Below are 14,107 nucleotides of genomic sequence, written 5' to 3'. Positions count from 1 at the left end.
TTGACGCGACAGCTAAAAAGACAATAGTTAGGTAAGGGATATCTACCCTCGCCTTTTGCCCAACAAAAACGATAACAAATACGCCGTTTTGGCTCTTTTGTGGAGTCGCATTGATGAAAATAAAAAACAGTGGCCGTTTGATAGCGGTAGTGCCTGCTTGTCTGCTTTTTAGCCATGCTGCATTTGCCTGGCAACAAGAATATATCGCGATCGATTCGCAAAATAATATGCCGCAACGCTATACATGGGATAGCGATCACCAGCCACGTTATAACGATATCCTGGAAGAACGCATTCGCTCGGCGCAGAGTGGGCCTGGTGTTGCCTTTAATCTGCCAGATAAAACGCCGATGGATGCCGTCAGCACTATGAGTATTGGCCTGAATATTCCACTCACAGGCAATGTGATGACCGGCCCGGTGGCCGTCTGGCATTACGATGGCTCTACGACGTCAATGTACAATGAATATGGCGACAGCGCGACCACGTCGCAATACAGCGATCCGCTCTGGCACGCGACCGTCAGTTCCCTGGGATGGCGCGTGGATAGCCATATTGGTGACTTTCGTCCATGGGCGCAAATTAGTTACAACCAACAGTTCGGTGAAAACGTCTGGAAATCACAATCCGGGCTGAGTCGCCTGACCGCGGCGAACCAGTACGGCAACTGGCTGGATGTGTCTGTCGGTGCCGATATGCTGCTTAATCAACATTTCGCCGCTTATGCCTCAATGTCGCAGTCGGAAAACTCGCTCACCGGGCCGAATTATCTCTACAGCATGGGCGTCAGCGCCCGTTTTTAAAGATCATTTAATACAAAGTGATCACAATTAAGAAACAATAGACACGCGCTCTGTATCGATAGTATGTACTAACTCACCTGAGAAAATGAGGTGAGTCTGTGTTTCGAAATGTCATTCATTCCTGCATATGTGCATTTCATTCCCCGCTTACTGCATTTCATGCCTTTTTAGCCCTGGCATGAAATGCGCTTCGTTATTGTTGTCCGCAGTGAATTCCCATAATTTTCTCTGCAGGACAACTGCCATGAATACATCATCCTTGAATCGCACACGCTGGCTGACGCTGGCTGGCACCATCATCACACAATTTGCGTTGGGATCTGTTTATACCTGGAGCCTGTTTAATAGCGCGCTGGCAGACAAGCTGGGCGAGCCGGTAAGCCAGGTTGCGTTTTCATTTGGTTTGTTAAGCCTGGGGCTGGCGTTATCCTCCTCCATCGCCGGGAAACTGCAGGAACGTTTTGGCGTAAAACGGGTGACCATAGCGTCTGGCGTGCTGTTGGGTATCGGCTTTTTCCTGACCGCCCACTCCAACAACCTGACGATGCTGTGGCTAAGTGCGGGTGTACTTGTGGGGCTGGCGGATGGTGCTGGTTACCTGCTCACCCTTTCCAACTGTGTGAAATGGTTCCCGGAACGTAAAGGGCTGATTTCCGCCTTCGCCATCGGGGCTTATGGCCTGGGCAGCCTGGGTTTTAAATTTATCGACAGCCACCTGTTGGCCACCGTTGGCCTGGAACAGACCTTCATGATCTGGGGGGCGATGGTGCTGGTGATGATTGTCTGCGGCGCGATGCTGATGACTGACGCTCCGCAACAAAAAGTGGGTGCGGTCAATGGTGTGGTGGAAAACGACTTCACGCTGGCGCAGTCCATGCGTAAACCGCAATACTGGATGTTAGCCGTAATGTTCCTGACCGCCTGCATGAGTGGCCTGTATGTGATTGGCGTAGCGAAAGATATTGCGCAGGGCATGGTGCATCTTGATGTGGCAACGGCCGCCAATGCGGTCACCGTGATCTCTATTGCGAACCTCACCGGTCGCCTGGTGCTGGGCATTCTTTCCGATAAAATCGCCCGCATCCGCGTTATTACCATTGGGCAGGTGATTTCACTGGTTGGCATGGCTGCCCTGCTGTTTGCGCCACTGAATGCGGTTTCCTTTTTCGCGGCGATAGCCTGCGTAGCGTTCAATTTCGGCGGCACCATTACCGTGTTCCCATCGCTGGTCAGCGAGTTCTTTGGTCTGAACAACCTCGCGAAAAACTACGGTGTGATTTACTTAGGTTTTGGTATTGGCAGTATTTGTGGTTCGATTATCGCTTCGCTGTTTGGCGGTTTCTATGTCACTTTCTGCGTCATCTTCGCGCTCCTGATTGTCTCCCTGGCACTTTCCACGACCATCCGTCAGCCGCAGCGCAGCGTGTATAAACCAGCACATGCCTGATTCTTCCTCTGCTTTACAAAAAACCGCCGACATAAACTGTCGGCGGTTTTTTATTACCCTTACGTGCGGGCTTTTCTGAGGCTCCCCTGACAACGACTATTCTTAATGGCAGGTCTTCCAACAGAAGGAGTTGCACATGTCGTTAGAAAAAGTGGTGTATCGGGCGAAGGCGAAAGCCACCGGAGGCCGTGACGGCAGAGCCATCTCTTCCGATGGCGTTCTGGATGTGAAACTGGGCGTGCCAAAAGAGATGGGGGGAGCTGGCGGGGAGGTGACGAACCCGGAACAACTGTTCGCCGCCGGGTATTCGGCCTGTTTTCTCGGAGCGTTAAAACATATCGCGTCGGTAGAAAAACAACGCCTACCGCAAGAGGCTTATATTGAAGGCACCGTGGGCATTGGCCCTTTGCCGACCGGGTTTGGTATTGAAGCGCAACTGGATATTCACCTGCCGGGAATGGATCATCAGATAGCACAGGAATTGGTGAAAAAAGCCCACATTGTGTGCCCTTATTCCAATGCGACCCGCGGCAATATTGACGTTAAGCTGAACGTAATCACTGCCTGAATACTATTCAGGTGTCAGATAGTGTGTTTTCGGTTATATAATTTTGTAAATGTATGACCGGATCACACTCCGGACAGACACTTTTTCTTTTCCTTGTGGTCTACTTATCCGCGCTTAAGAAGTTCCTCAATTGACTTCCCTTGCGTTTAATGCCCGATCGGTGCTGCTACAAGCGCTGAGCGGCTTTGTTTTCCCTTTTTCCAGGGTTGCTTGCATGAGTTATTTAAAAGCAATGACTCAGCAGAAATTGAGTTTTCTGCTGGCGTTGTATATTGGCTTATTTATGAATAGCGCAGTTTTCTACCGTCGGTTTGATGGTTATGCGCAAGCGTTCACCGTCTGGAAAGGACTCTCTGCGGTTGTTGAACTGGTTGCCACTGTCCTGGTGACTTTCTTTTTATTACGTGTGCTCTCATTGTTCGGGCGCCGGGCCTGGCGTGTACTGGCATCGCTGGTGGTGCTGTTTTCAGCAGCAGCCAGCTATTACATGACCTTCCTGAATGTGGTTATTGGCTATGGTATTATCGCTTCGGTGATGACCACAGACATCGATCTCTCCAAAGAGGTGGTGGGCTGGCAGCTCATTGCCTGGGTAGCGATTGTCAGTCTTATGCCGCTGTTGTCTATCTGGAATAACCGCTGTCGCTACACCCTGTTGCGCCAGTTGCGTACGCGCGGCCATCGTGTGCAGAGCGTGACCCTGGTCGTCCTGGCCGCGCTGCTGGTATGGGGGCCCATTCGTCTTCTGGATTTGCAGCAGAAGGAAGAAGAACGGACATCGGGCGTGGACATGCCGAGCTATGGCGGCGTGGTAGCGAACTCCTATCTCCCTTCCAACTGGCTTTCAGCGCTCGGGCTGTACGCCTGGGCGCAGGTAGACGAGTCGTCGGATCATCGTTCCTTGATCAACCCGGCGGCGAAATTCAGTTATGTCGCGCCGGACGACATCAATGACACCTATGTCGTGTTTATCATTGGTGAAACGACGCGCTGGGATCACATGGGCTTACTCGGTTACTCGCGTAACACCACGCCAAAGCTGGCGCAGGAGAAGAACCTGGTCGCTTTCCGTGGCTATTCGTGTGATACCGCCACTAAGTTGTCGCTGCGGTGTATGTTCGTACGTGAAGGTGGGGCTGAGGATAATCCCCAGCGCACGTTAAAAGAGCAAAACGTCTTTTCCGTGCTGAAACAGATGGGCTTCTCTTCCGACCTGTATGCGATGCAAAGCGAGATGTGGTTTTACAGCAACACAATGGCAGACAACATTGCCTATCGTGAACAGATTGGCGCGGAGCCGCGTAACCGGGGCAAGAGCGTTGACGATATGCTGTTAATTGATGAGTTGCAGCAATCGCTAAATAATAACAAGCAGGGCAAGCATCTGATTATCCTGCATACCAAAGGTTCGCACTTCAATTATACCCAGCGCTATCCACGTAGCTTCGCACAGTGGACTCCAGAGTGTGTGGGGGTGGACGATAAATGCAGCAAAGAAGAGTTGATCAATTCGTACGATAACTCCGTCACCTATGTGGACTATTTTATCGACAACGTAATCGACAAGCTGCGTGATAAGAAAGCGATTATCTTCTATGCGGCGGACCACGGTGAGTCGATTAATGAGAAGGAACATCTGCACGGTACGCCGCGTAAGATGGCGCCACCGGAGCAGTTCCGCGTACCGATGATGGTATGGATGTCAGACAAATATCTGCAAAACCCGGACAAGGCGAAGATGTTTGCACAGCTCAAACAGCAGGCGGAGATCAAGGTACCGCGCCGCCACGTTGAACTGTACGACACCATTATGGGCTGCCTGGGATATACCTCGCCAAACGGCGGTATTAATGAAAATAACAACTGGTGCCATGTGCCTGCTAACAAGGTAAATTGAGGCGCTGGCGGCTTTCTCGCCAGTCAGTTGGCTTTTTTACATTAAGGGATTGACGGTCGGGGTGTGTGGCAGTAAGATGCGCCCCGCATTCGGTGATTGGCGCAGCCTGGTAGCGCACTTCGTTCGGGACGAAGGGGTCGGAGGTTCGAATCCTCTATCACCGACCAAATTCGAAAAGCCTGCTCAACGAGCAGGCTTTTTTGCATCTGTGCCAATGAGGATGAGAACCTCCGGGGGCAGGGAGGTTCGACCCGAGCGAAGCGAGAGAACGTTGCGTCAGCAACGGCCCGCAGGGCGAGCCACGCAGTGGCGAGTAATCGCTATCACCGACCAAATTCGAAAAGCCTGCTCAACGAGCAGGCTTTTTTGCATCTGTGGTTTTGTAGTCCTGGCAAGCAAAGCGCCGCCGGGGTGGTGTTATTGAACCGCATCACCCTCACCCCGACCCTCTCCCTCAAGGGCTGAGGAGTCCCCACAAAAATGCGAGCACGATCGGTCCCCTCTCCTCTTTGGGGAGAGGGTTAGGGTGAGGGGGAAAATGCGGCTCTGATGGTCATTCCGTTCACCTTATGTTCCTTGCTTTTCTGTCGCGACAGAACCCGTGAACGTGCCAGGGTGGCTCACCGCCGCCACCCTGGCGACCCGGGCTCCCGGCCAGGAAAATCGCCGCTGGCGCGGTCCATGATGCTTATGTCGGCTGACTTTCGGGTCGGGGACCAGCCTGCGTCCTTGCAGGCTATCCCCTCCGCCCGCTTCCCTGCGGGCGGCCCCGGTCAGCCGCCAACGCCTCATCGATTTTCAGCCGGACCCTGTCATCGCTGTCACTGTTTTATTCTTATTAAGCGGCGTTGTCGCTGTAAAAGGTAAGATTACTGGGGATTCCTCAGCCCTCAAGGGAGAGGGGGAAAACCAGCCGCTTCTGTTACCGTTCCACCACCTTATTTCACCCTGCCGCGTCACGGTTTTGTGACATAATCCATTGTATTTTTTTATATATAGTTCGATCTTTTTTCGCGTTGCTTATAGATAGAGTTAGCATTTTACGCTGTGCGTTTTAACGTTCGCGGTATTAATCGCTCACATATTCATCATTCCGCAAGAAATTTTTCATAATCTGCTCAAACGTTAAACACCAACCTGAGATGATTCTCAAGCTTATTATTCTGCCCATAACGGCATAGCACAAATTTACCTGCTGAAAATAGCAGCTTGAAGTTTTTTTTAACTTTGTTTGTTGATTCTCATCAACGATGTAAATCCCCGTTACCTGTATTGACGTTTTGACATTCTATTGACAGATTGTAGGGCATGAGGGGCATTTCATGGAGAATCTGCACTGCAACTCAGTCAATCTCGTGAAAGGATTTCCCGTCTCTCATAGCTTCCGATAAGTCCAGGCAAAAATCTAATAACGGCCTGTCGGATAACCCAGCGCAAGGGTAACAACACATATCACATTGGAGCAGAATAATGAGTATTTCCTTGAAGAAGTCAGGGATGCTGAAGCTTGGTCTTAGCCTGGTGGCTATGACTGTGGCGGCCAGCGTGCAGGCAAAAACCCTGGTTTATTGTTCAGAAGGCTCGCCTGAAGGCTTTAACCCACAGCTTTTCACTTCTGGTACTACTTACGATGCCAGCTCTGTGCCGATTTATAACCGTCTGGTTGAGTTCAAAACCGGTACTACTGAGGTCATTCCGGGTCTTGCTGAGAAGTGGGATATCAGCGCCGATGGCAAAACCTACACTTTCCACCTGCGTAAAGGCGTGAAGTGGCAGGACAACAAAGATTTCAAACCGACGCGTGAATTCAACGCGGACGACGTCGTATTCTCCTTTGATCGTCAGAAAAACGCCCAGAACCCGTACCATAAAGTCTCTGGCGGCAGCTACGAATACTTTGAAGGTATGGGCCTGCCAGACCTGATTAGCGAAGTGAAGAAAGTCGACGACAACACCGTTCAATTCGTGCTGACCCGTCCGGAATCTCCGTTCCTGGCTGACCTGGCAATGGACTTCGCGTCTATTCTGTCCAAAGAATATGCCGACAACATGCTGAAAGCCGGTACGCCGGACAAAGTTGACCTGGATCCGATCGGTACCGGTCCGTTCCAGCTACAACAGTACCAGAAAGATTCCCGTATTCTGTACAAAGCGTTTGAAGGTTACTGGGGCACCAAGCCGCAGATTGACCGCCTGGTCTTCTCCATCACGCCTGACGCTTCCGTACGTTATGCCAAACTGCAGAAAAACGAGTGCCAGGTTATGCCGTACCCGAACCCGGCTGACATCGCTCGTATGAAACAAGACAAAAACATTAACCTGATGGAGCAGGCTGGCCTGAACGTCGGTTACATGTCTTTCAACACCGAGAAGAAACCGTTTGATGACGTGAAAGTGCGTCAGGCGCTGACTTACGCGGTAAATAAAGAAGCGATCATCAAAGCCGTTTACCAGGGTGCTGGCGTTGCCGCGAAAAACCTGATTCCGCCGACAATGTGGGGCTATAACGACGACGTTAAGGATTACACCTACGACGTTGAGAAAGCGAAACAGTTGCTGAAAGAATCCGGCCACGAGCAGGGCTTCACCGTTGAACTGTGGGCGATGCCGGTACAGCGTCCGTACAACCCGAACGCTCGCCGTATGGCTGAGATGATTCAGGCTGACTGGGCGAAAATCGGTGTTCAGGCCAAGATCGTTACCTACGAGTGGGGCGAGTACCTGAAACGCGCCAAAGCGGGTGAGCACCAGGCTGTAATGATGGGCTGGACCGGCGACAATGGGGATCCGGATAACTTCTTCGCAACCCTGTTTAGCTGCGCTGCGGCGAAAGACGGTTCCAACTACTCTCGCTGGTGCTACAAGCCGTTTGAAGACTTGATTCAGCCGGCTCGCGCAACTGACGACCACAACAAGCGTATTGAACTGTACAAACAGGCTCAGGTAGTGATGCATGACCAGGCTCCGGCACTGATCGTCGCTCACTCCACGGTGTATGAGCCGGTGCGTAAAGAAGTCAAAGGCTACGTGGTTGATCCGCTGGGCAAACACCACTTCGAAAACGTGTCAGTTGAATAATAGGCACGATGCCTGAGTCCCTCCTCCCTTTCCGGGGGGAGGGTTTTTGTTCCTTATTCCTCCGGGAAAAGGCCTGGATAGAGTGGGATTTTCCCGTTTATCCAAACATTTGTGAGCAATACAGACGCACTACCGCCAGGTGCATGCGTCACTACAGAGAATCCGGGTTATGTTGCAGTTCATCCTCCGACGTCTGGGGCTAGTTATCCCGACGTTTATCGGTATCACCCTTCTCACCTTTGCCTTCGTTCATATGATTCCCGGTGACCCGGTGATGATCATGGCAGGTGAGCGTGGTATCTCTCCTGAGCGTCATGCCCAGTTGCTGGCAGAGCTTGGTCTCAACAAGCCGCTGTGGCAGCAATACGTCAACTATGTGTGGGGCGTGTTGCATGGTGATTTAGGGATCTCTCTTAAGAGCCGTCTTCCGGTGTGGGACGAGTTCGTACCGCGTTTTAAAGCGACGCTGGAACTCGGCGTCTGCGCCATGATTTTCGCGGTGGCTGTCGGTATCCCGGTGGGCGTAATGGCCGCTGTGAAGCGTGGTTCCATTTTTGATCATACCGCCGTGAGCCTCGCGCTGACCGGTTACTCCATGCCTATCTTCTGGTGGGGCATGATGCTGATCATGCTGGTGTCGGTACACTGGAACCTGACGCCGGTATCCGGGCGCGTCAGTGACATGGTGTTCCTTGATGACAGTAACCCCCTTACCGGTTTTATGTTGATTGACACGGCTATCTGGGGCGAGCAGGGTAACTTTATCGATGCCCTGGCGCACATGATTCTGCCTGCCATCGTGCTGGGAACAATCCCGCTGGCGGTTATCGTCCGTATGACCCGCTCCTCGATGCTGGAAGTGCTGGGCGAAGACTATATCCGTACCGCGCGCGCCAAAGGGTTAACCCGTATGCGCGTTATCATCGTCCATGCGCTGCGTAATGCGATGCTGCCGGTGGTGACCGTTATCGGTCTGCAGGTCGGGACATTGCTGGCAGGCGCGATCCTGACGGAAACCATTTTCTCCTGGCCGGGCCTGGGCCGCTGGTTGATTGACGCGCTGCAACGCCGTGATTATCCGGTTGTGCAGGGTGGGGTATTGCTGGTCGCGACGATGATCATTCTCGTCAACCTGTTGGTCGACCTGCTCTACGGCGTGGTGAACCCGCGTATTCGTCACAAGAAGTAAGGGGCCATCATGTCACAAGTTACTGAAAATAAAGTTATCTCTGCACCGGTCCCGATGACCCCGCTGCAGGAGTTCTGGCACTATTTCAAACGTAATAAAGGCGCGGTTGTTGGTCTGGTTTACGTGATCCTGATGTTGCTTATCGCTATCTTCGCGAACGTGCTGGCGCCGCATAACCCGGCGGATCAGTTCCGCGATGCGCTGCTGGCGCCGCCGGTCTGGCAGGATGGCGGCACATGGTCGCATATTCTGGGTACCGATGACGTAGGCCGCGATACCCTGTCGCGTCTGATGTTTGGCGCGCGCCTGTCGCTGCTGGTCGGCTGTCTGGTAGTGGTGCTGTCATTGATCATGGGGATTATCCTCGGCCTGGTGGCGGGCTACTTTGGCGGCGTCATCGATAGCATCGTCATGCGTGTTGTCGACATCATGCTGGCGCTGCCGAGCCTGCTGCTGGCGCTGGTTCTGGTGGCGATATTTGGTCCTTCGATAGTCAACGCATCGTTAGCGCTCACTTTCGTCGCCTTACCGCACTATGTACGTCTTACCCGTGCCGCGGTGCTGGTGGAAGTTAACCGCGATTACGTGACGGCTTCCCGCGTGGCGGGGGCTGGCGCGATGCGTCAGATGTTCGTCAATATTTTCCCTAACTGCCTTGCGCCGCTGATTGTTCAGGCGTCGCTCGGTTTCTCGAACGCCATTCTCGACATGGCCGCCCTCGGCTTCCTTGGCATGGGCGCGCAGCCGCCAACACCGGAATGGGGCACTATGCTCTCCGATGTGTTGCAGTTTGCGCAAAGTGCCTGGTGGGTCGTGACCTTCCCTGGTCTGGCGATCCTGCTGACGGTGCTGGCATTTAACCTGATGGGTGACGGCCTGCGTGATGCGCTCGACCCCAAACTGAAGCAGTAAGAGGTTCGAGATGGCGTTATTAAATGTTAATAAATTATCGGTGCACTTCGGCGACGAAGGCAGCGAGTTTCGCGCAGTAGACCGCGTAAGCTACAGTGTGAACCAAGGTGAAGTGGTTGGCATCGTGGGGGAGTCTGGCTCTGGTAAATCGGTCAGCTCGCTGGCGATCATGGGGTTGATTGACTTCCCAGGCCGCGTGATGGCGGAACATCTGGAGTTTAACGGTCAGGATTTGAAACGCATTTCGGAAAAAGAGCGCCGCAGTCTGGTGGGTTCCGAAGTGGCGATGATCTTCCAGGATCCGATGACCAGCCTGAACCCCTGCTACACCGTAGGTTTCCAGATTATGGAAGCGATCAAAGTGCATCAGGGTGGCAATAAGCACACCCGCCGCCAGCGCGCGATTGATCTGCTCAACCAGGTCGGTATTCCTGATCCGGCATCAAGGCTGGACGTTTATCCTCATCAGCTCTCCGGTGGGATGAGCCAGCGTGTCATGATTGCGATGGCGATCGCGTGTCAGCCGAAACTGCTGATTGCCGATGAGCCAACGACTGCGCTGGACGTGACTATTCAGGCGCAGATTATTGAGCTGCTGCTCGAGCTACAGCAAAAAGAGAACATGGCGCTGATCCTGATCACCCATGACCTGGCGCTGGTGGCCGAAGCGGCACACAAAATCATCGTGATGTATGCAGGCCAGGTGGTGGAAACCGGGGCGGCGAAAGATATCTTCCGCGCACCGCGTCATCCGTATACCCAGGCACTGCTGCGGGCATTGCCGGAGTTTGCGCAGGATAAAGCGCGTCTGGCGTCGCTGCCAGGCGTCGTACCCGGTAAGTATGACCGTCCGAATGGCTGTCTGCTGAACCCGCGTTGCCCCTACGCAACGGACCGATGCCGCGCCGAAGAGCCTGCGCTGAACACCGTTGACGGTGGACGCCAGTCGAAATGTCACTACCCACTCGATGATGCCGGGAGGCCCACACTATGAGTACGCACGAGGCCGCCACGCAACCGCTGTTGCAGGCTATCGACCTGAAAAAACATTACCCGGTGAAGAAAGGGCTGTTTGCCCCGGAACGCCTGGTAAAAGCGCTGGACGGCGTATCGTTCACCCTGGAACGTGGCAAAACGCTGGCTGTGGTCGGTGAATCCGGTTGTGGTAAATCCACGCTGGGCCGTCTGCTGACAATGATCGAAACCCCGACCGGTGGTGAGCTGTATTACCAGGGGCAGGATCTACTGAAACACGATCCGCATGCGCAGAAACTGCGTCGCCAGAAAATCCAGATCGTGTTCCAGAACCCGTACGGTTCGCTGAACCCGCGCAAAAAAGTGGGACAGATTCTGGAAGAACCGCTGCTTATTAACTCCTCCCTGAGTAAGGCGGAGCGTCGTGAGAAAGCGCTGGCGATGATGGCGAAAGTCGGCCTGAAAACCGAGCATTACGACCGTTACCCGCACATGTTCTCCGGCGGTCAGCGTCAGCGTATCGCTATTGCCCGTGGCCTGATGCTGGACCCGGACGTGGTGATCGCCGACGAACCGGTCTCCGCGCTGGACGTTTCTGTTCGCGCGCAGGTGCTGAACCTGATGATGGACTTGCAGCAGGATTTGGGGCTGTCCTATGTGTTTATCTCCCACGACCTGTCTGTGGTGGAACACATTGCCGATGAAGTGATGGTGATGTACCTGGGCCGCTGCGTCGAGAAGGGCACCAAGGACCAGATCTTCTCTAATCCGCGTCATCCGTACACCCAGGCGCTGCTCTCTGCGACGCCGCGCCTGAACCCGGACGATCGCCGCGAGCGCATCAAGTTGACCGGCGAGCTGCCGAGCCCGCTGAATCCGCCGCCGGGTTGTGCGTTTAACGCCCGCTGCCGCCGCCGCTTCGGTCCCTGCACCCAGTTGCAGCCGCAGCTCAAAGACTACGGTGGTCAACTGGTTGCCTGCTTCGCGGTCGACCAGGATGAAAACGGCGAGAAGCCACAGGCGTAACGCGCTGAAATAAAAAACCGGAGCCATGTGCTCCGGTTTTTTTATGCCTCCCCGGAGGCGCTAATGCTTCATTCGGGCTACCGCTCGTAGCCCCGGTAAGCGCAGCGCCACCGGGGACTGCGGGTTTTAGCTCATCGGCTCACTGTCGTTATCAATCGGCGACCAGTCCAGCTTGCCCTGCTCGCGCACCTGACGCCAGGCGAGGAAGGTCAGCATCACCGTCACCACCGCATAGGCGAAAGTCACCGTTGGCGAGGCGTTAACCGCCATCTGGTGTCCATGAATCAAACCAAAGAAGGAGAGCACCGTGGCAGCCGCGGCATACACCGCCGCCCAGTTAAAACGACGGTCAATGATAAACGCGGCAATCGCCCCCATCATCAGCCCTGCCAGTACGGCACCCCCACCGGTGGTGGCCATACCGTTATAAAGCACGCCGTTATTGGCCATATTGGTCATCACCTCAGCAGGCAGATTCACCGTGTTGGCCCCAGCCGCATTCAGTGCGCCATCGACCTGCGTTTTCGCCCATTCGGCGATGTTCGGCACCAGCGCCAGAATAATGGCGGGCGCATGACGTTTCGGCGATACCTGGAACGCCTGTGCGCCAATCACCAGCCCGATAAACAGCAGAATCGGCACTATCGCGACCAGTGGAATGATCGACAGCAGCAGTGCGGTAAGCCCCAGGAAACAGACCATCGCCATCGCAATACCGGTCGCCAGCGAATAACCGATACGCCCGCCCATCGCTTTCCAGCCGGGGTGGCCGATATAGACCGCAGGCGGGAACGGCGAGCCGAGCAGCGCACCGACAATCGCCCCCACGCCATCTGCCGCCAGCACCGCCCGCAGGTTATAGCTGTCGCCACCTACGGCGGCAGACTCCACGTTATTGAGAATTTCAGTAAAGTTGAAGATACCCAGCGGGATAGCCGTCACCAGCAGCGGCCAGACCAGCTCCGACGGCACGCTGAACACATCGCCAGTAATGGAAGGCAGATGGAGCGCAAAATTGCCGGTTGCTTCTTTTACGGCAGCCGGATTCATGATGTCGCTCAGACCCAGCAGCGTAGCCCCCCAGCCGAGCACGCAGCCAACGATGACCACGGCCAGCCCACCCGGTAAACCGAACGGCAGGCGGACATTCCCGACCCAGTTGAGCAGGATAATGGCGAAGCAGATGACGCCAATCCATGCGGTATCAAACATCTGATAAGCCGGGCGCATCGCGATAAAAGCAATCGCGATCCCGGCCAGCGTCCCGAGCATAGCGGCACGCGGGGTGTATTTACGGATGGTCGGGCCAATGACAACGCCGAGCAGGACAATAACGCCGACGAACATCGCCCAGATAAGACCCAGCTTCCACGCCAGCATCCAGTCTTTATGAATCAGCAGCGTAGGCAGCATCACCACAAAGACTACGATAAACATATGCGGCACGCTGGGGCCATAAGGCAGGGCGGTAACATCATTGCGGCCTTCGCGCTGGGCTAATTTCCAGGCAAGCCAGGCATAGAAGAGATTTCCGAGGGGAAGTGCAATGCCCAGAGCAGGCAGGATACGACCATAAACTGTTGTTGCCGGGATTTGCGCGACGTACAGTGCCAGCCCGGAGAGCACCAGCACATTCAATAACACATTCGTGAACAGACCAAAAAAAGCATTTAAATCGCCCGCGACCCAAAGCTGTGGCCGATGAGCGAGATTTCCTTGCGCCATGATCCTACTCCTGACGTTATCAAGCTGTCATAAAGTGGCCGGTATAAGCTCTCCAGCCTCCCAAAGAGGTAATTTCTTTTTGTCCTTCTACCAGCCAGGGTTCGGCCAGCACACCCAGTACTTCACTACCGTCACTCAACTCGACCTTACCGACACATAATCCGGCAGGTTCTTTTAGCAGGATCTCGCCAAGCCCGGCAGGCGGCACCGCCCAAATTTCCAGCGCAATCTGCCCACCCTCTCCGGGTGTGCGAATCATGCCTGGGTGATTATCATTAATGCTCCAGCAGCGGTAGCAGGCGGCGGTAGTGTCTTCACGAACAAACTCAGCCTGTGCGGCAATCATATTAGGATTAAGCACAAGGCCACGCATTAATGTGCCATTAACGGCCAGTAAAATCTTATTACTTATCATGGTTTTTTGCTCAGAAAAGTGTGCAGCGTTAGCGGGTTAAACGGGTGCCACCCTTGCCGCTTAGCGCGCGGG

The 14,107-nt window shown here is 54.2% G+C and carries 12 protein-coding genes, 1 tRNA gene and 1 other RNA gene; 11 read left to right on the top strand and 3 right to left on the bottom strand.

Annotation, left to right across the window (positions count from 1 at the left end; all coding sequences use genetic code 11):
* Positions 1 to 113 precede the first annotated feature (113 nt).
* The 6 genes from IP582_RS24175 (at position 114) to IP582_RS24150 (ending at position 5,048) form a co-directional block, all read left to right on the top strand.
* Positions 114 to 803 carry an autotransporter domain-containing protein gene (locus IP582_RS24175; protein WP_039080193.1) on the top strand — a complete coding sequence of 230 codons (690 nt, stop codon included), beginning with the start codon at positions 114 to 116 and terminating at the stop codon, positions 801 to 803.
* A gap of 244 nt (positions 804 to 1,047) precedes the next feature.
* On the top strand, positions 1,048 to 2,250 hold the full coding sequence (locus IP582_RS24170; RefSeq protein ID WP_039080194.1) for an MFS transporter: 1,203 nt from the start codon (positions 1,048 to 1,050) through the stop codon (positions 2,248 to 2,250).
* 136 nt (positions 2,251 to 2,386) lie between these two features.
* Complete coding sequence (locus IP582_RS24165) at positions 2,387 to 2,818, top strand: organic hydroperoxide resistance protein (RefSeq protein ID WP_193794647.1); 432 nt, start codon at positions 2,387 to 2,389, stop codon at positions 2,816 to 2,818.
* Between the two features lie 214 nt (positions 2,819 to 3,032).
* On the top strand, positions 3,033 to 4,715 hold the full coding sequence (eptB, locus tag IP582_RS24160; RefSeq protein ID WP_193794646.1) for a kdo(2)-lipid A phosphoethanolamine 7''-transferase: 1,683 nt from the start codon (positions 3,033 to 3,035) through the stop codon (positions 4,713 to 4,715).
* Positions 4,716 to 4,805: 90 nt separating this feature from the next.
* A tRNA-Pro gene (locus IP582_RS24155) sits at positions 4,806 to 4,882 on the top strand.
* A 32-nt stretch (positions 4,883 to 4,914) separates the two neighbouring features.
* Positions 4,915 to 5,048: non-coding RNA, RtT sRNA (locus IP582_RS24150), on the top strand.
* 234 nt (positions 5,049 to 5,282) lie between these two features.
* On the opposite strand, the gene IP582_RS24145 is transcribed toward IP582_RS24150, so the two are convergent.
* A complete protein-coding gene (locus tag IP582_RS24145; RefSeq protein WP_193794645.1) occupies positions 5,283 to 5,507 on the bottom strand; it encodes a hypothetical protein in 225 nt (74 codons plus the stop codon).
* 678 nt (positions 5,508 to 6,185) lie between these two features.
* Between IP582_RS24145 and dppA the strand changes: the two genes are divergently transcribed.
* From dppA to dppF, 5 genes are all read left to right on the top strand, one after another.
* Entirely contained in the window at positions 6,186 to 7,793 is a 1,608-nt protein-coding gene (dppA, locus tag IP582_RS24140; RefSeq protein ID WP_039080197.1) for a dipeptide ABC transporter periplasmic-binding protein DppA, read from the top strand.
* 169 nt (positions 7,794 to 7,962) lie between these two features.
* A complete protein-coding gene (gene dppB, locus IP582_RS24135; RefSeq protein ID WP_039080198.1) occupies positions 7,963 to 8,982 on the top strand; it encodes a dipeptide ABC transporter permease DppB in 1,020 nt (339 codons plus the stop codon).
* Between the two features lie 9 nt (positions 8,983 to 8,991).
* Positions 8,992 to 9,894, top strand: a complete 903-nt coding sequence (dppC, locus tag IP582_RS24130; RefSeq protein ID WP_193794644.1) for a dipeptide ABC transporter permease DppC — start codon at positions 8,992 to 8,994, stop codon at positions 9,892 to 9,894.
* A gap of 10 nt (positions 9,895 to 9,904) precedes the next feature.
* On the top strand, positions 9,905 to 10,888 hold the full coding sequence (gene dppD / locus IP582_RS24125) for a dipeptide ABC transporter ATP-binding protein (protein ID WP_193794643.1): 984 nt from the start codon (positions 9,905 to 9,907) through the stop codon (positions 10,886 to 10,888).
* Positions 10,885 to 11,895 (top strand): dipeptide ABC transporter ATP-binding subunit DppF, encoded by a 1,011-nt coding sequence (dppF, locus tag IP582_RS24120; protein WP_193794642.1) that lies wholly within the window; start codon positions 10,885 to 10,887, stop codon positions 11,893 to 11,895. The genes dppD and dppF overlap by 4 nt, the downstream gene beginning before the upstream one ends.
* A 126-nt stretch (positions 11,896 to 12,021) precedes the next feature.
* Here dppF and IP582_RS24115 read toward each other — a convergent pair whose 3' ends face one another.
* Both IP582_RS24115 and IP582_RS24110 read right to left on the bottom strand, forming a co-directional pair.
* A complete protein-coding gene (locus tag IP582_RS24115; protein WP_193794641.1) occupies positions 12,022 to 13,620 on the bottom strand; it encodes a regulator in 1,599 nt (532 codons plus the stop codon).
* 19 nt (positions 13,621 to 13,639) lie between these two features.
* Positions 13,640 to 14,035 carry a glutamyl-tRNA amidotransferase gene (locus tag IP582_RS24110; RefSeq protein WP_039080203.1) on the bottom strand — a complete coding sequence of 132 codons (396 nt, stop codon included), beginning with the start codon at positions 14,033 to 14,035 and terminating at the stop codon, positions 13,640 to 13,642.
* Between the last annotated feature and the right edge of the window lie 72 nt (positions 14,036 to 14,107).

The organism is Citrobacter sp. BDA59-3, from assembly GCF_015167655.1.
Taxonomy (GTDB): Bacteria; Pseudomonadota; Gammaproteobacteria; order Enterobacterales; family Enterobacteriaceae; genus Phytobacter; species Phytobacter diazotrophicus.
Note: the sequence above shows the minus strand (reverse complement) of the source record. Positions and strands in the feature narration are given on the sequence as shown.